Origin of the sequence: Pseudoduganella buxea (assembly GCF_009720835.1) — a bacterium.
GTDB lineage: Bacteria > Pseudomonadota > Gammaproteobacteria > Burkholderiales > Burkholderiaceae_D > Rugamonas > Rugamonas buxea.
Window position 1 is genome coordinate 1 of the sequence record NZ_WNKZ01000056.1, and the last position, 17,331, is coordinate 17,331.

A 17,331-nucleotide genomic window follows, 5' to 3' on the forward strand; every position below is an offset into this window, starting at 1 on the left:
CGCCAGCGCGCAGGCCACTGCCACGGGCGGCGCCGGTAGCGTGCAGGGCAGTGCCCAGGCCCTGGCCTCGTCGCGCTCGACCGGTGCGGGTGCCGGCAGCGATGCCCTGGCCACGGCCGCCGGCAAGTCCGGCAGCGCTGTGACGCAAAGCGTTGCCAGCCACGGCGGCGTGACGGTGACGACGGACGCACGTGCCGACGTCGCCGGCACTGCCGTGGCCGCCACGGCCGCGCAACTGGGCGGCACGCCGCTGGCGCTGGGCAGTGTCCAGGGCTTCCAGGCAGTCTCGTATGCCACCGGCACGCCGGATGCGGCAGCGGGGGCTTCCCCATTGCTGGGCGCCGGCACGCAAGGCGCTTCCTACAGCGGCACCGGCGTGCTGACGTACGAAACCCAGGCCGGCTTCGCGTTCGACACGGGCACGGACAGCGCGCTGAAACTGGGCACTTTCGGCAGCACCGGCTTCGGCACGGGCCTGACCCTGCTGGAGCTGACGGTGTCGAACAACGGTACGGAACTGTTCTCGCGCTCGTTCACGTCGCTGGCCGACGCCCAGCTGTTCTTCAGCGACGGCAGCTTCTCGCTCGGAACGCTGGCGGCGGGCCATCAGGACCTGCTGCTGACAGCCGGCTTCACCTTCGCCGGCGCCGGCGGCCTGGCCTTCGACTACGGCTTCGCCGTCACGGCCGTGCCGGAACCGGGCACGTGGCTGCTGCTGCTGGGCGGCCTGGCCCTGCTGGCGGCGCGCCAGCACCGCCAGCGTGAGACGGCCGGCAAGGCCTGATTACTTCAGCTCTCCAGCCAAGCCGCGTGCCTGCCAGCACGCGGCTTTTTTTCGCCAACCGAAAGCCGGCGGCATCAAGGCACGCAGCGGCACTTGTGGCTCCAGGTCGCTCCTGCGGATTTCAGGAATTGTTCAGGAATTTTCAACTTGTTTTTTGCTTGTAAAAACGATAATCCCGAGTAAGCGAGATATCGTCGTTTCGCACCGCTCGTCCCCACCGCCATTTACTATTTCAAGAGGAATTCCATGCCAGTATCGACCACACCGCACCGTTTCCTGTGCGCCACCCCATTGTTGCTGGCCCTGTTGGCCCAACACGGGTATGCGGCAGAAACCATCGTCAAGGGCACCGACGGCACCGTCGGCGCCAACGGCGCCACGCCGGGTGCGCCCGGGGCAACGGGGGGAACGGGCGGCAGCGGCATCGCCAATGTCGGACCGGTTGAAGACGCCGAGACCATCGTCCGTGCGACGGGTGGTATCGGCGGCGGCGGCGGCCGGGGTGCGGCCGGCAATGCACAGACGCCCGGTGGCAACGGCGGCAACGGCGGGCAGGGCGGCGATGCGGTCGCCACTGGCCACGGCACGCTGGCCAGTGGCGATACGCGTACCTATGTGCAAGCGACGGGCGGGGCTGGCGGGATCAGCGGCACGGCTGGCGGCGCCGGTACCGGCAGTACCCCGGGCGTGGCGGGTACCGGTGGCACGGGCGGTACGGGCAACGCCGTTGCACACAGCATCGCGCATGGCAACAACAGCGCCAGGGCCGAAGCCTACAGCAATGGTGGCGCGGGCCGCGCCAGCAATGCAGGGCAAGGCGGGCAGGGCGGCACAGCCACCAGCGTCGCCTTCGCCAGCTCCGATACCGGCAACGTTTCCGTACTGGCCCAGAGCACCGGCGGTGTGGGCGGCAGCAGTGCCAGCCGCATGGGCGGCGACGGCGGCAGCGTCACCCTGGTCAACGCCGTGTCCGGCGCCACCACGGGCGCCCTGCGGCTGCAGCAATTTGCAACCGGCGGCAACGCGACGAGCGGGCCGCTCGGCGGTGGCTCGGGCGGCAGCGGATCGAGCTCGCTGGAGTTGAGCGACAGCGCGGCGTCGAGTCTGGATATCGAAGTCAAGGCCCGGGGTGGTGACACTTTTTCCTTCGCGCAGTCGAACACAGCGGCCAACGCGGACGCTGCATTGCGAGCCAGTTCGACGCGCAGTGGCGCGACGATGAAAGCCTATGTTGCCGCCACCAGCGGCCACAGCACCGTCGCCGGCACCGCTACGGGCAGCATGGTGCTGCGTGGCGAAGGGGACGTCACAGGTACCGTGCGGGCAGCCAGCACGGGCGGCGTCGCCACCAGTACTGTCGATATCAGCGGCAAGGGCCGGGTGGTCGGTGCCAGTAGCATCCATGTCCATGCTGCTCGGCAAAATGACTACCTGTCGGCCAATACCGGTACGATTCGTGTTGTTGCGGCGGGTGCCGGCAGCGTCGAAGTGCAGAACCTGGCCGCGGGTGGCTACACCACTGGCGCCACCGGTGTGGGCCGGACGGCAGCGCGGGGCGCGGACACGCTGCTGACGACGGAAGGCCGTTCCACCAGCGGCGCCGTCACCATCGCCGTCACGGGCGATGCCAATGGCGGTGGCAACGGCGACGGCGGCGCCATGGGTGGGGTCGGTGGCAATGCCATCGGTGTCATCGGCGCTGCCACCGGCACCAGCGGCTTGCTGACGATCAGCCAGGACATGACGGGTGGCATTGGCGGCGCCAGCAAGGGCCTGCAGGGTGCAACGGGTGGTAGCGGCATCTCGACGGTGATCGTCAACGACAGCAGCAATACGCGCATGAAGCTGACCGGCACCGGTACCGGCGGCTTGGGCGGCGCTTCCGATACCTCGGTATTCGGTAATGGCGGCAGCGGCAACGCACTGGTCCAGGGCCGCGGCGCCGGCGTCGTCGACGTGACGGCAATCGGGCGCGGCGGCGTGGGCGGCGGCGGGGACGCCCCGGGCAATAGCGGCGGACTGGGCACCGCAGTCGCGCACGGCAGCAGTTCCGGCAGCGGTGCCGTCACCGTCGCCGCCAGTGCCTACGGCGGCAACGGCTACAAGCCGGCTTACTGGATGCCGATGCTGCATCACGGCGATGGCGGCACCGCATCGGCCAGCGCCAGCGGCAGTTCGGCCGGCGGCGGCGCCGTCAGCGTCAGCGCCCTGCAGGTCGGTGGCGATGGCAGCTGGACCGAAACGGATCAATATGTTTACTTCGGCGCGGGCGGCAATGGCGCTGACTCGCATCTCGCCGATGCCGTCAGCGGCGCCACCACGGGCAGCCTGACGCTGGTGCAGGAAGCGCGGGGCGGCAACGGCGGCGTGGGTGAGACGTCCAGCGGCCGCGGCGGCGATGCGTCTTCGCGGCTGTCCGTGGCGGGGCAACGTGCCGGCGACCTGAACGTCACGGTACGTGCGAAGGGGGGCAACGGCGGCGCTGAGGCCAACGCCCGCAGCGGGGGCAACGCCAGCGCGGAACTCGTCCTGACGGGCGTGCAGGCGCGCTCTACCGTCGCTGTCAGCGAAGCCAGCGCCGGCTCGAACAGTGGCCAGCACCAGGCGCAGCCCGATCGGGGCGGCAATGCCAGCGCTACGCTGACGCTGACAGGCAGCGGCAACCTGGATGGCAAGGCCATCGCGACGGGCAATTCGCCCCTGGCAACCAGCAGCGGCGCCCCGGCCGGTGGCAATGCCACGGCCGTGCTTGCACTGGAAGGTGATGGCGCGATCGTCGGCGCCGCCACGGCGAAGGGGAATGCCTTCGGCTCCGACAGCTCCCCAGTCGCCACGACCGGTGGCATGGCAAGCAGCCATGCCACCGGTCGTACCAGCAGCGCGGCGGACGTCACGATTTCGTCCACGGCCACGGGCGGTGCTGCTAGCGGCCCGCTCTCCGTGGGCGGTGGCGTCGATGTCACTGCGTTCGGCAGTTCGGCGGGCGGCAAGGTGGACGTCACGGCACAGGGCACGGGCGGCGTCAGCCTCACTGATAGCGGCGAGCCAGGCAGGGATGGCAAGCAGGTTGCTCTGGTCAATGCGGCACGCGGCAACACGACGGGTGCGCTGGTGCTGAACCAGTTTGCTACCGGCGGCGCCGGCAGCTGGGGCACGGTGGGCGGCAATGGCGGCAATGGCTCTTCGACACTGTCGCTGGACGACGTGACGGCGAACAGCCTGACACTGCGCAGCACAGCCACGGGTGGAGTGGGGGGGCGGGGCCGGTACCATACCGATGGCGGTGCCGGCGGCAGCGGCACCGCCACGGTCAGCGGCAATGCCCGGGATGTGACGTTGCTGGCGCGTGCGATCGGCGGCAACGCCATGCGCGGCGGCGATGCCGTGGCAACGGCCAACGGCACCGGTATCACCCGCGCCGTCAGCCAGGCCGAAGCACGCGGCGGCGAGCGCATCGATCCCCGTGACCCGCTGTCAGTCCACGGCGGCAACGCCCAGGCCACCGCCAGCGCTACGGCGGCGGGTCGCGCCAGTGCTCAAGCCACCGCCACCGGTGGTGCCGGTAGCGTGCAGGGCAGTGCCCAGGCGCTGGCCTCGTCCCGCTCGACCGGTGCGGGTGCCGGCAGCGATGCCCTGGCCACCGCCGCCGGCAAGTCCGGCAGCGCTGTGGCGCAAAGCGTTGCCAGCCACGGCGGCGTGACGGTGACGACGGACGCACGTGCCGACGTGGCTGGCACTGCCGTGGCCGCCACGGCCGCGCAACTGGGCGGCACGCCGCTGGCGCTGGGCAGTGTCCAGGGCTTCCAGGCCGTGGCGTACGCCACCGGCACGCCGGATGCGGCGGCGGGGGCTTCCCCATTGCTGGGCGCCGGCACGCAAGGTGCTTCCTACAGCGGCACCGGCGTGCTGACGTACGAAACCCAGGCCGGCTTCGCGTTCGACACGGGCACGGACAGCGCGCTGAAACTGGGCACCTTCGGCAGCACCGGCTTCGGCACGGGCCTGACCCTGCTGGAACTGACGGTGTCGAACAACGGTACGGAACTGTTCTCGCGCTCGTTCACGTCGCTGGCCGACGCCCAGTTGTTCTTCAGCGACGGCAGCTTCTCGCTCGGAACGCTGGCGGCGGGCCACCAGGACTTGCTGCTGACGGCCGGCTTCACCTTCGCCGGCGCCGGCGGCCTGGCCTTCGACTACGGCTTCGCCGTCACGGCCGTGCCGGAACCGGGCACGTGGATGCTGCTGCTGGGCGGCCTGGCCCTGCTGGCGGCGCGCCAGCACCGCCAGCGTGAGACGGCCGGCAAGGCCTGATTACTTCAGCTCTCCAGCCAAGCCGCGTGCCTGCCAGCACGCGGCTTTTTTGTTCCACTGTCAGCTAGCGACTTTTGAAAGGTATTGCGAATAACCGGTGTCAGACACCGGTTCTCAGGAAATATCACCCTGCGTGTCAATGGGGCACGCCCTACTGCTGGTTTGGACCGCTGCATTAAATGCATGTAGATGGCGAAAAGAAATGCCTTTAAATCAGCCTGCTTTCAATTAGGCATTTCATTAAATCAAGCGCTGTCTGTTTTAAGCGACCTTCCAAGCGAAAAGCCACGCCACTGCTTGCGCTACGGCAATACGATCTGCAATGATTGTGAATAGCACGCGCCATGCATTTCACGCATCCGACCCGTGCCGCGACATTATCGACGACTAGTGGTAATTGTTCGTGATAAATATTCCAATAGTGCTCGTGGAGAATCCTTGGTGCGTTCGTTCAAATTACGCCAGCTGTCCGACTATTATCCGGCCGCGATCGGCGCCGGTGCCGCCGTGGCCATCGTGCCGCTGGCCGACGGTCAATGGCATGGTTGGCTGACCGCCGCCGTACTGCTGGGAGCCGGCGTCGCTGCCAGCCTGCACGGTGCTGCCCGCCAGCCTGCCGCCGACCATGCGCTGGGGGCCTACCTGGCCAGCCGCCAGCAGTTCGGCGAGGAAGTCGCCGGCGTCTGGTCCTCCCACATCGGTGCCTCGCGCGACCAGATGGAAGCGGCCATCGTGGCCCTGGTGGGCCAGTTTTCCGGCATCGTGTTCAAGCTGGAGCAGGCCCTGGCCGCTTCGGGCGAGGCACGCAACAAGGAAGGCGGCGGCATGGTCGAAGTGTTCGCCGACAGCGAGCGCGAACTGCGCTCGCTGCTGGACATGCTGGCCAGCGCGGCGGCCAGCAAGTCGGCCATGCTGGAAAAGATCGAAGGCCTGCAGCACATCACGGCGCAGCTGCAGAAGATGGCTGCCGACGTGGCCAGCATCGCCTGGCAGACCAACCTGCTGGCGCTGAACGCGGCTATCGAGGCGGCCCGCGCCGGCGAGGCGGGGCGAGGCTTTGCCGTCGTCGCCAACGAGGTGCGCATGCTGTCGAACCGGTCGGCCGAAGCGGGCAAGCATATCGCCCAGCAAGTCGGCCAGATCAGCAATGCCATCGCCAGCACCAGTTTCGCGGCCGGCGAGTCGATGCGCGACGAACAGCGCTCGGTACAGGCGTCGGGCGACACCATCAACAAGGTACTGGACGCATTCCGCGGCGTGACCGACGCGCTGGTGCAATCGTCGGACCTGCTGCAGCGCGAAAGCGTGGGCATCAAGGCTGAAGTGGCCGACGCGCTGGTGCAACTGCAGTTCCAGGATCGGGTCAGCCAGATCCTGTCGCACGTGCAGCAGAACATCGCCCGCATGCCGGTCTACCTGGAAGAACACCGCCAGCGCACCGCCGGCGGCCCGACCAACCCGGACGCCGATCTGCCGGTGCTGGAAGCGCGCGCCCTGCTGGCCGAGCTGGAAAGCACGTACGCAATGGCGGAAGAACACGCGCTCCACCAGGGCGCCGCGAAACCTGCACCCCAGCAGGCCGAAGAAATCACATTTTTCTAGGAACTCTCATGGCAAAAACCATCATGGTCGTGGACGACTCGCTGTCGATCCGCCAGGTCGTCAGCATCGCATTGAAGCAGGCTGGCTATGACGTCATCGAAGGCGTGGACGGCGTTGACGCGCTGGCCAAGCTGACCGGGCAGAAGGTCAACCTGATCATCAGCGACGTCAACATGCCCAACATGGATGGCATCACCTTCGTCAAGGAACTGAAGACGCGCGCGGCCTACAAGTTCACGCCCGTGCTGATGCTGACGACCGAATCGCAGGAAGACAAGAAGGCCCAGGGCCAGGCCGCCGGCGCGCGCGCCTGGATGGTCAAGCCGTTCAAGCCGGACACGCTGCTGGCGGCGGTACAGAAACTGGTCATGCCGTAAAGGCCTGGCGAACCAACCCATTGCCGGCGTACGCGCCGGGGAGTATTCCATGACGATTGGCGAAATTGGCCCGGCGGGCCAAGGGGAAGCTGTTGCCCTGCGCATCGAAGGCGAGATGACGATCTACCGCGCGGCGGAGCTGAAGGACGTGCTGGCCGGCGCCGTGGCGCAGGCCGTGGCCGAGGCGCGTGCGCTGGCGCTGGACCTGTCCGACGTGACGGAATTCGACAGCGCCGGCATGCAATTGCTGCTGCTGGCCCGGCGCGAATTGCAGCGCCAGGGCCAGGTCCTGCGGCTCGATGCCTGCAGCCTGGCCGTGCGCGAGGTATTTGAACTGACGGGCCTGACGGCACGTTTCGCCGGGGAGGGCGCATGAATCTCGACCAGCTGATCCACACCTTCATCGCCGAGAGCCGCGACCTGCTCGAGGCGATGGAGCACGCGCTGCTGCACGTGGCCGAGGAAGGCGACGAGGCCGTCAACGCCGTGTTCCGCGCTGCCCACACCATCAAGGGTTCGGCCGGCATGTTCGGCCTGGACGCCGTGGTCGACTTCACCCACGTGGCCGAGAGTGTGCTCGACAAGGTACGCGCCGGCACGGTGCCCGTGACGGACGACCTGGTGGCCTTGCTGCTGACCTGCTGCGACCACATCGGCGCGCTGGTCGATGCGGTCGAAGCAGGCACCCTGGCGGGCGACGACGCGCTGACGGCGCAAGGCGCGCCGCTGTGCGAGCGCCTCCAGGCCTACCTGGGCGCGCCCGCCGCGGCGGCACCGGTGGCGAAGAACGCCCCCGCCGCCGCGGCCCCTGCCACGGCGGAGCAGTGGCACATCTCGCTGCGCTTCGGCCCGGACGTGCTGCGCAACGGCATGGACCCGCTGTCCTTCCTGCGCTACCTGGGCCAGATGGGCCAGATCACCGATATCGCACTGCTGGACGACGCATTGCCGGCCGTGGAAGGCTTCGACGCCGAATCGTGCTACCTGGGGTTCGAGATCGGCTTCTCCACCGCCGCCGACAAGGCCGCCATCGACGAGGTGTTCGACTTCGTCCGCGACGACTGCCAGATCCGCATCCTGGCGCCGCGCACCAAGGTGTCGGAATACGTGCAGCTGATCGACGACATGCCGGAACAACGCAGCCTGCTGGGCGAAATGCTGGTACGCAGCGGCAGCATCACGGCGCGCGAACTGGAGCAGGCGCTGGCCGTGCAAAGCGCCGGCGGCGCCCAGGCCGCGCCGCTGGGCGAAATCCTGGTGGGCCAGGGGCTGGTGCGCCCGCCCGTGGTGGAGGCGGCGTTGTCGAAGCAGAAGCAGGCCAACGAACCGCGCCAGGAAAACCGTTCCGTGCGGGTCGACGCCGACAAGCTCGATCGCCTCATCAACCTGGTCGGTGAACTGATCATCGCCGGCGCCGGCGCCAACCTGATCGCCCGCCGCACGCAGATTCCCGAACTGCTGGAATGCACGTCGACCCTGTCCGGCCTCGTGGAAGAGGTGCGGGACAGCGCGCTGCAGCTGCGCATGGTGAAGATCGGCGCCACCTTCAACCGCTTCCAGCGCGTGGTGCACGACGTCTCGCGCGAGATCGGCAAGGACATCCGCCTGGACGTCAGCGGCGAGGACGCAGAGCTGGACAAGACCGTGGTGGAAAAGATCGGCGATCCGCTGACCCACCTGGTGCGCAATGCGATGGACCACGGCATCGAGCCGGCCGACGTGCGCCTGGCGCGCGGCAAGCCGGCCCAGGGCGTGGTGTCGCTGAACGCCTACCACGAGTCGGGCAGCATCGTCATCGAAGTGAGCGACGACGGCGGCGGCTTGAAGCGCGACCGCATCCTGGCCAAGGCCATCGAGCGGGGCCTGGTCGAGCCGGGCCGGGTGTTGTCGGACAAGGAAATCTTCGGCCTGATCTTCGAGCCGGGCTTCTCCACGGCCGAACAGGTCACCAACCTGTCCGGCCGCGGCGTCGGCATGGATGTCGTCAAGCGCAATATCGTCGCCCTGCGCGGCAGCGTGGAGATGGCCAGCACGGAAGGGGAAGGCACGACGGTGACGGTGCGCCTTCCGCTGACCCTGGCCATCATCAACGGCTTCCAGGTCGGCGTGGGCAAGTCCGTCTTCGTCATTCCGATGGACATGGTGGAGGAATGCGTTGAATTCCGTGACGACCCACTGCACGACTACATCGACCTGCGCGGCCAGGCCATGCCCTTCGTGCGGCTGCGTGAACGATTTGCCGTCGACGGCGCCCCGGCGCGACGGCAGAGCATCGTGGTGGTGCGCTACGGCAGCCGCAAGGCCGGCCTCGTGGTGGACCAACTGCTGGGCGAATTCCAGACGGTGATCAAGCCGTTGGGCAAGGTGTTTTCCGGCGTGCGCTTCCTGAGCGGCTCGTCGATTCTCGGCAACGGCGACGTGGCACTGATTCTCGACATGGCGGCGCTGCTCAGCGTCGAGGACGAGCGCAGCGCGGCGGCGGCATAGGTCATTTTTCAAACGTTTCAATAGTTGGGAGCCATCGTGCTTAAAAATCTGAAAATCGGTATCCGCCTGGCCCTGGCCTTTGGTGCCGTCGTCGCACTGCTGATCGTGCTTGCCGTGCTGGCCATGCAACGCATGAGCGGCATGAACGAGGCCACCCGCCAGATCACGGAAAACGCCTATCCGAAAGTGGTGATGGCCAAGGACATGATCCGCGCCAGCATCGACACGGGCCGGCAAATGCGCAACATGCTGCTGTCGGCGAGCGACGAGGAGAGCAGCAAGTACCGCAAGATCATCGAGGCCAATCGCGCCACGATCGCCACGCAATCGGCCCAGGTCGAGAAGATGCTGGTCACCGACAAGGGTCGCGCGCTGTTCAAGAACATCGCCGACGCCCGCGCCGCACTGGAGCCGAAGTACGAGAAGTTCTTCCAGCTCGAACGCAGCGACCGCAAGCTGGCGACGGACTACATCAAGACCGAATTCCTGAGCACCAACAACCAGTTGGGCGAAGCGCTGGACGTGCTGGCCGACTACCAGAACACGCTGATGGACGCCCAGTCGAAGCAGGCCCACGACAGTTACGAGCAGACCCGCTCGCTGATGCTGATGATGGCCGCCGGCGCCGTGCTGCTGGCCGCCGTGGTGGCCACCTTGATCACGCTGTCGATCACCCGTCCGCTGCGCCAGGCCGTGCAGGTGGCCGACAGCCTGGCCGCCGGCGACCTGACCGTGACGGTGGAAGTGACGTCGCGTGACGAAGCGGGCCAGCTGCTGGCGGCCATGCGCAATATGGTGTCGCGCCTGACCCAGGTGGTCGGTGAAGTCAACGGCAGCGCGCAGTCGCTGGCCAGCGCGTCGGAAGAAGTCAGCGCCACGGCGCAGTCGCTGTCGCAGGCCGCGTCCGAGCAGGCCGCCGGCGTCGAGGAGACTTCCGCGTCGCTGGAACAGATGACGGCGTCGATTTCGCAGAACACTGAGAATGCCCGCGTCACCGACGGCATGGCCGGCAAGGCCGCCAACGAAGCGGCCGAAGGCGGCGAGGCCGTCAAGGCCACCGTGGTGGCCATGAAGCAGATCGCCAAGCAGATCGGCATCATCGACGACATCGCCTACCAGACCAATCTCCTGGCGCTGAACGCGGCCATCGAGGCGGCCCGCGCCGGTGAACACGGCAAGGGCTTCGCCGTGGTGGCGGCCGAAGTGCGCAAGCTGGCCGAACGCAGCCAGGTGGCGGCCCAGGAAATCGGCGAAGTGGCCAGCAACAGCGTGGAACTGGCCGAACGGGCCGGCGCGCTGCTGGACGAAATGGTGCCGAACATCCGCAAGACGTCGGACCTGGTGCAGGAAATCACGGCCGCGTCGGAAGAGCAGTCGGCCGGCGTCGGCCAGATCAATGCCGCCGTGGGCCAGATGAGCCAGACGACGCAGCAGAACGCGTCGAGCTCCGAGGAACTGGCAGCAACCGCCGAGGAAATGAGCAGCCAGGCCGAACAGCTGCAACAGGCCATGTCCTTCTTCCGCCTGCAGGGCGACGGCAGTGTGCCGCGCAGGCCGGCCGCCCCCAAGACCCCGGCACGCGCCGTGAAGAGCCGTCCCGGCATCGCCATGAGCAACCCGGCCTTCGCCGCCGAGATGGTGGCGCCGGACGAAGCGTCGTTCACCCGATTCCAATAATACGGCGGCGCGAGCCGCATGGAGAACCCCATGTTTCGTAACCTGAAATTAAGCGTGCGCCTGGCCCTGGCCTTCGGCGTCGTCTGTGTGCTGTTGATCGGCATGGTCCTGCTGGGCCTGCGCAGCATCGCCGGCATCAGCAGCAATGTCGAGCAGGTCGTCAACGACAAGTACCCGAAGGTCGTCACCAGCTACCAGCTGATCGGCAATATTCGCCAGATCGCCCTGTCGATGCGCAACCTGATCATCTTCGACGACGCCGACAAGCGCCGCCGCGAACTGGCCACGATCGAAGCAAACCGCACCGAGCTGCGCACCAACTTCGACAGCCTGGAAAAGACCGTGCGCTCGGAAAAGGGCCGGGAATCGCTGCGCGTGGCGCAGGAAAACCGCGAACGCTACAAGGTGGTGCAGGAGCAGTTCCTGCGCCTGGCCGCCGAAGGCCGGCGCGACGAAGCGCGCGCCTTGCTGGTCGAACAGGCCGATACGATCCAGGCCACCTATATCGAATCGATCCGCAAGATCATCGCCCACCAGGACGACGCGATGGAAGCGGCCGGCCTGGCCGCGGCCGAAGCCGATGCCCGCGCCGAGACCCAGCAGCTGACATTGGGCGGGATCGCCATCCTGCTGTCGATCGCCATGGCGACGTGGATCACCTTCGCCATCACGCGCCAGATCGGCGGCGAACCGGCCTACGCGGCCGACCTGTTGAAACGCATCTCGGCCGGCGACCTGTCGGCCGACGTCTCGCTGCGCCAGGGCGACCATGACAGCATGCTGCACGCGGTGGGCGAGATGGTGGCCAAGCTGCGCCAGGTCATCGACGGCCAGCGCACCGTCGTCGAGGCGGCCAACCGGGGCGCCTTCGAGGCCCGTGTCGATACGGCCGGCCTGCAGGGCTTCCAGAAGGAGATGGGCGATGGCCTGAACCAGCTGGTGGCCACCACGGGCGCCAGCATCGCCGACGTGGTGCGCGTGATGTCGGCGCTGGCCGAGGGCGACCTGACCAAGCGCATCGACAAGGACTACCAGGGCGCGTTCGCCCAGCTGAAGGATTATTCGAACGGCACGATGGACAAACTGGCCGCCGTCGTCGGCGAAGTCAATGCCAGCGCCGAATCGCTGGCCAGCGCGTCGGAAGAAGTCAGCGCCACGGCGCAGTCGCTGTCGCAGGCCGCGTCCGAGCAGGCCGCCAGCGTCGAGGAGACTTCCGCGTCGCTGGAACAGATGACGGCGTCGATCTCGCAGAACACGGAGAATGCCCGCGTCACCGACGGCATGGCCGGCAAGGCCGCCAAGGAAGCGGCCGAAGGCGGCGAGGCCGTCAAGGCCACGGTGGTGGCGATGAAGCAGATCGCCAAGCAGATCGGCATCATCGACGATATCGCCTACCAGACCAATCTGCTGGCGCTGAACGCTGCCATCGAGGCGGCCCGCGCCGGTGAACACGGCAAGGGCTTCGCGGTCGTCGCGGCCGAAGTGCGCAAGCTGGCCGAACGCAGCCAGGTGGCGGCCCAGGAAATCAGCGAAGTGGCCAGCAACAGCGTGCAACTGGCCGAACGGGCCGGTGCGCTGCTGGACGAGATCGTGCCGAACATCCGCAGGACTTCCGACCTGGTGCAGGAAATCACGGCCGCGTCGGAAGAGCAGTCGGCCGGCGTCGGCCAGATCAACGCAGCCGTGGGCCAGATGAGCCAGGGCACGCAGCAGAACGCATCGAGCTCCGAGGAACTGGCGGCCACGGCCGAGGAAATGAGCAGCCAGGCCGAACAGCTGCAGCAGGCCATCGGCTTCTTCCACCTGGACGCCGCGCCGGCGCGCGCCACGCTGGCCGTGGCCCCGCGTCGCCAGGCCGTGCGGGGCGGCACCCGCCGCGCCACCTTGAAGCTGGCCGACGGCTTCGCGCTGCCGGGCGATCCGGACGAAGCGAACTTCACGAAATTCTGAGCGAGCAGAAAATGAAGCAGTCAAGCAAACAGCAGTCGGCAGCCGTCGACAACGCGGGTGATACCGCCCAGTACCTGACGTTCATGCTGGGCGGCGAATCGTTCGCCATCGGCATCATGGGCGTCAAGGAGATCATCGAGTTCTCCGGCATCACGGAAGTGCCGATGATGCCCGAATGTATTCGCGGCGTCATCAACCTGCGTGGCGCCGTGGTGCCCGTGATGGACCTGGCCGCGCGCTTCGGCCGGCCCCTGGCGGTGCCGGGCAAGCGCACCTGCATCGTCATCGTCGAAACGGAAACGGACGGCGAGCGCCAGGTCACGGGCGTAGTGGTCGACTCGGTCAGCGCGGTGCTCGATATCGCCGCCAGCGAGATCGAACCGGCACCGTCGTTCGGTACCCGCATCCAGGGCGACTTCATCGCCGGCATGGGCAAGTTGAACGGCAAGTTCGTCATCCTGCTCAACGTCGGCCAGGTGCTGGCGCTGGATGCACTGGCGACCTTGCCCGACGTGACAGGCGCGGCAAGCGTGCCGGCAGCGGCCTGACGCGATGAGTGCCTACCCGATCAGCGAGCGCGAATTCACGCTGTTCCAGCGCTTTATCTTCGATATCGCCGGCATCACGATGTCGGATGCCAAGAAGGCTCTCGTCAGCGGGCGCCTGGCCAAGCGGCTGGCGCACCATGGCCTGTCCAGCTACGAGGCGTATTTCAGCATGCTCTCGAGCGGGCAGCACAAGGACGAGACGCAGATCGCGGTGGACCTGTTGACCACCAACGAAACCTACTTCTTCCGCGAGGCCAAGCACTTCGAACTGCTGCGCGCCTCGGCCGAGGCGGCCCGGCCAAACGTGCGCGCGGGCATGCCGTTTCGCGTGTGGAGCGCGGCATGCTCGTCCGGCGAGGAGCCGTACAGCATCGCCATGGTGCTGGCCGACGTGCTGGGCAACGCGCCGTGGGAAGTGGTGGGCTCGGATATCAGCACGCGCGTGCTGCAGCGGGCCCGCACGGGCCACTATCCGATGGAACGTGCCGCGCACGTGCCGCCGGACTACCTGCGCCGCTTCTGCCTGAAGGGCATCGCCGAACAGCAGGGCACGATGCTGGTGGAACGCACCCTGCGCAGCCGCGTAAAGCTGCGCCAGGTGAACCTGAACACGGCGCTGCCCGACGTCGGCAGCTTCGACGTCATCTTCCTGCGCAACGTGATGATCTACTTTAACGGCGACACCAAGCGGCAGGTGGTGGCACGGGTGACGTCGCAGCTGAAACCGGGCGGGCATTTCATCATTGGCCATTCCGAGACGCTCAACGAAATCAGCGACTCGGTGGTGCCGGTGATCCCGTCGGTCTACCGCAAGGCCGCCTGAATGCGGGCCCGCGCGCCGCGAAGGAAGCGAACGTGAACGAGATCAACGTGATGGTGGTGGACGATTCGGCCGTGGTGCGCAAGGTGGTGGGCGCCATGCTGCAATCGGCACCCGGCATCCGCCTGCTGCACGCGGTGGCCGATCCGCTGCTGGCGATCGAGCGCATGAAGCACCAGTGGCCGGACGTGATCGTGCTCGACGTCGAGATGCCGCGCATGGACGGCATCACCTTCCTGCGCAAGATCATGGCCGAGCGGCCCACGCCCGTGGTGATCTGCTCGACCCTGACGGAACGGGGCGCCGAGACCACCGTGGCGGCCATGGCGGCCGGCGCGGTGTCGGTCATCACCAAGCCGCGCCTGGGCCTGAAGGAATTCCTCAACGACAGCGCCGATGAGCTGATCGCCGCCGTGCGCGCCGCCGCCCAGGTCAATGTCAAGCGCCTGGCCGCGCGCGCCGCCGTCAGCGCTCATCCGCCGCAGGCAGCCGTCAAGCTGACGGCCGACGCCATCCTGGCCGCACCCAGCGAGTCGCGCGTGCCGCTGCAGACCACCGAGCGGGTGGTGGCCATCGGCACGTCGACGGGCGGCACGCAGGCACTGGAAGAAGTGCTGACGGTGCTGCCGCGCGTCACGCCCGGCATCGTCATCGTCCAGCACATGCCGGAAAAGTTCACGGCCGCCTTTGCCGAGCGGCTCGACAAGCTGTGCCAGATCCGCGTGATGGAAGCGCGCCACAACGACCGCGTGCTGCCGGGCCGCGCCCTGATCGCGCCGGGCGGGCGCCACATGCTGCTGCGCCGCGACGGCGCCCAATATTATGTGGAAGTGGTCAATGGCCCGCTGGTCAACCGGCATCGCCCGTCCGTGGACGTGCTGTTCCGCTCCGTCGCCCGCAACGCCGGCGCCAACGCGCTTGGTATCATCATGACGGGCATGGGCGACGACGGCGCCGCCGGTCTGCTGGAAATGCGCAAGGCCGGTGCCCGCACCGTGGCGCAGGACGAGGAAAGCTGCGTCGTCTATGGGATGCCGAAGGAAGCCGTCAAGCGCGGCGGCGTCGAAAAGACCGTTGCGCTGAAAAGCATCGACCGCGAGATCCTGGCGCAGCTGACGGTGCGCTAGGGGCAGTGCAGGCCAGGTCAGGTCAAATGAGCTCGTCCGGCGCGGCAACGATGCCGTTGCGCCCCTGCCGCTTGGCGGCATACAGCGCGTGGTCGGCGGCGCCGATCAGGGCCGCCACTTCGCCGTGCCGGCCCGCCGCCAGGGTGGCAACGCCGATGCTGACGGTGACATGCTTGACGGGCCCGGGGGCGCTTTCATGCGGCAGGGCCAGGGCCTCGATGCGGGCGTGCAGCGTGCGCGCCATGTGCATGGCCTGCTGCCCATCGTTGTCGGGCAGGATGACGGCGAATTCCTCGCCGCCGTAGCGGGCCAGCATGTCCACGGAGCGCTGCAGCAGCGCCTGCAGGGCGCTCGATACCTGGATCAGGCACTGGTCGCCCTGCTGGTGGCCGTAGTGGTCGTTGTAGGGCTTGAAGTAGTCGATGTCGATCATCAGCAGCGACACCATGCTGCCGTTGCGCTTGGCGCGGCGCACTTCGCGGTCGATGGCCACGTCGAAGGCGCGGCGATTGGCCACGCCCGTCAGGCCGTCCGAGAAGGTCTGCATGCGCAATAGTTCCGTCTGTTCGCGCAGCAGCTTCTCGCGGCCGGCCGCCATGCTGACGTCGGTCAGCTGGATCAGGCAGTGGCGCTCCACGCCGGGCAGGGCCAGCGGCGTGACGGCGACGGCCTGCTGCATCCGTTCGCCCCGCGCCTGCGCGGCCGGATTGGAGAACAGGGGGAAGGGCGAGCGGTTCAGCGTCTGCGACAGCAGCGACGAGAAATTGTTCTCCAGTGCCTGCGTGACGGCGGCCTGCACGCGCCCGCCGCGCAGTTCCGGCAGCAGCGCGAACAGGTCGGCACCGACGGCGCGGTGCAGGTCCCAGCCGGAATGACGGCTCATCCATTTATTCCACAGCACGATGCGGTGCTGCCGGTCGAGTACGACGGTGCCGACGCTGACCGCTTCCAGCACACATTCGAGCAATTGCAGGCGAGGCAGATCCGTCATGCTTCAGGGCTGCCCCATCGCGCGGGCCAGGTAGCGGTCGATCTGCTCCCTCAGGTCGTGCAGGGCGGTGACGTCGAGCACGAATGCCACGTAGCCGTGGATCTGGTGCTTTTCCAGGATGAAGTCGATATGCAGCATCATCACGACCGTCTCGGCCCGGGTGCCGGTGGCGTCGAGGATTTCGTCGCTGCTGCCCACGTGGTAGACGGGCAGGGAGCCGTGCAGCTCGTGCTGGAAGATATTGGCCAAGGTGCCGACGCAGGAATTGAGGATGATGTTGCCGATTTCGCTCATCGCTTCCTGTTCCATCTCGGACAGCTCGGCCAGCGGAATCGATTCGCCCACCATCAGGCGCACGATCTCCAGGCTTTTCGCTTCCGGGAACATCAGGATGGCCTCGGTCTGGAACGCCCCCTCGTAATGCTGGCTGATGCCGCAGATGCGCGTGTCGCCGGCACCGCTGGAAGCGCTGCCGTTCTGCCGGTGGGCCTGCTCCAGCAGCTGGGCCGCATCAGAGCGCGCCAGGAAGGTAATCGACGGCACCGACATCGTCACTTCCTCGCCGACGATGCCGCTCATGGCCGCTGCCGCCTGGCCGACGCCGATATTGAAGATCTCGACGAGGGCGTCGTGTTCCAGTTCGGAGAGCTCGACCAT

At 67.4% G+C, this 17,331-nt stretch carries 13 protein-coding genes; 11 read left to right on the forward strand and 2 right to left on the reverse strand.

Features of this window, described 5'->3' with window-relative positions; all coding sequences use genetic code 11:
* The 11 genes from GM672_RS17880 to GM672_RS17930 form a co-directional block, all read left to right on the forward strand.
* Nucleotides 1-784: PEP-CTERM sorting domain-containing protein (locus tag GM672_RS17880; RefSeq protein WP_155471894.1), on the forward strand; the 784-nt coding region annotated here is incomplete at its 5' end.
* A 246-nt stretch (nucleotides 785-1,030) separates the two neighbouring features.
* A complete protein-coding gene (locus GM672_RS17885; protein WP_155471895.1) occupies nucleotides 1,031-5,095 on the forward strand; it encodes a beta strand repeat-containing protein in 4,065 nt (1,354 codons plus the stop codon).
* A 441-nt stretch (nucleotides 5,096-5,536) separates the two neighbouring features.
* The gene (locus tag GM672_RS29770; protein ID WP_308807481.1) at nucleotides 5,537-6,697 is read left to right on the forward strand and encodes a methyl-accepting chemotaxis protein; all 1,161 of its coding nucleotides are present in this window, start codon (nucleotides 5,537-5,539) and stop codon (nucleotides 6,695-6,697) included.
* An 8-nt stretch (nucleotides 6,698-6,705) separates the two neighbouring features.
* Nucleotides 6,706-7,074: a response regulator gene (locus GM672_RS17895; RefSeq protein ID WP_155471897.1), complete on the forward strand. Its 369-nt coding sequence runs from the start codon at nucleotides 6,706-6,708 to the stop codon at nucleotides 7,072-7,074.
* A 49-nt stretch (nucleotides 7,075-7,123) separates the two neighbouring features.
* Nucleotides 7,124-7,450, forward strand: a complete 327-nt coding sequence (locus GM672_RS17900; protein WP_155471898.1) for an STAS domain-containing protein — start codon at nucleotides 7,124-7,126, stop codon at nucleotides 7,448-7,450.
* Nucleotides 7,447-9,561 (forward strand): chemotaxis protein CheA, encoded by a 2,115-nt coding sequence (locus GM672_RS17905; RefSeq protein ID WP_155471899.1) that lies wholly within the window; start codon nucleotides 7,447-7,449, stop codon nucleotides 9,559-9,561. Before GM672_RS17900 ends, GM672_RS17905 begins: the two co-directional genes overlap by 4 nt.
* 36 nt (nucleotides 9,562-9,597) lie before the next feature.
* On the forward strand, nucleotides 9,598-11,238 hold the full coding sequence (locus tag GM672_RS17910) for a methyl-accepting chemotaxis protein (protein ID WP_170300124.1): 1,641 nt from the start codon (nucleotides 9,598-9,600) through the stop codon (nucleotides 11,236-11,238).
* Between the two features lie 30 nt (nucleotides 11,239-11,268).
* Nucleotides 11,269-13,188, forward strand: a complete 1,920-nt coding sequence (locus GM672_RS17915; protein ID WP_155471900.1) for a HAMP domain-containing methyl-accepting chemotaxis protein — start codon at nucleotides 11,269-11,271, stop codon at nucleotides 13,186-13,188.
* Between the two features lie 11 nt (nucleotides 13,189-13,199).
* The gene (locus GM672_RS17920) at nucleotides 13,200-13,736 is read left to right on the forward strand and encodes a chemotaxis protein CheW (RefSeq protein ID WP_155471901.1); all 537 of its coding nucleotides are present in this window, start codon (nucleotides 13,200-13,202) and stop codon (nucleotides 13,734-13,736) included.
* 4 nt (nucleotides 13,737-13,740) lie between these two features.
* A complete protein-coding gene (locus GM672_RS17925) occupies nucleotides 13,741-14,559 on the forward strand; it encodes a CheR family methyltransferase (RefSeq protein ID WP_155471902.1) in 819 nt (272 codons plus the stop codon).
* 32 nt (nucleotides 14,560-14,591) lie between these two features.
* Nucleotides 14,592-15,683 (forward strand): protein-glutamate methylesterase/protein-glutamine glutaminase, encoded by a 1,092-nt coding sequence (locus GM672_RS17930; RefSeq protein ID WP_188915869.1) that lies wholly within the window; start codon nucleotides 14,592-14,594, stop codon nucleotides 15,681-15,683.
* A gap of 22 nt (nucleotides 15,684-15,705) precedes the next feature.
* On the opposite strand, the gene GM672_RS17935 is transcribed toward GM672_RS17930, so the two are convergent.
* Nucleotides 15,706-16,674, reverse strand: a complete 969-nt coding sequence (locus tag GM672_RS17935; protein WP_155471903.1) for a sensor domain-containing diguanylate cyclase — start codon at nucleotides 16,672-16,674, stop codon at nucleotides 15,706-15,708.
* Nucleotides 16,675-16,677: 3 nt separating this feature from the next.
* Nucleotides 16,678-17,331 carry a chemotaxis protein CheC gene (locus GM672_RS17940; RefSeq protein WP_155471904.1) on the reverse strand — a complete coding sequence of 218 codons (654 nt, stop codon included), beginning with the start codon at nucleotides 17,329-17,331 and terminating at the stop codon, nucleotides 16,678-16,680.

Coding starts and splice junctions, on each gene's coding strand:
- GM672_RS17895 (WP_155471897.1), top strand. CDS start 6,706: ATGGCAAAAACCATCATGGTCGTGGACGACTCGCTGTCGATCCGCCAG.
- GM672_RS17935 (WP_155471903.1), bottom strand. CDS start 16,674: ATGACGGATCTGCCTCGCCTGCAATTGCTCGAATGTGTGCTGGAAGCG.
- GM672_RS17900 (WP_155471898.1), top strand. CDS start 7,124: ATGACGATTGGCGAAATTGGCCCGGCGGGCCAAGGGGAAGCTGTTGCC.
- GM672_RS17915 (WP_155471900.1), top strand. CDS start 11,269: ATGTTTCGTAACCTGAAATTAAGCGTGCGCCTGGCCCTGGCCTTCGGC.
- GM672_RS17940 (WP_155471904.1), bottom strand. CDS start 17,331: ATGGTCGAGCTCTCCGAACTGGAACACGACGCCCTCGTCGAGATCTTC.
- GM672_RS17905 (WP_155471899.1), top strand. CDS start 7,447: ATGAATCTCGACCAGCTGATCCACACCTTCATCGCCGAGAGCCGCGAC.
- GM672_RS17925 (WP_155471902.1), top strand. CDS start 13,741: ATGAGTGCCTACCCGATCAGCGAGCGCGAATTCACGCTGTTCCAGCGC.
- GM672_RS17920 (WP_155471901.1), top strand. CDS start 13,200: ATGAAGCAGTCAAGCAAACAGCAGTCGGCAGCCGTCGACAACGCGGGT.
- GM672_RS17885 (WP_155471895.1), top strand. CDS start 1,031: ATGCCAGTATCGACCACACCGCACCGTTTCCTGTGCGCCACCCCATTG.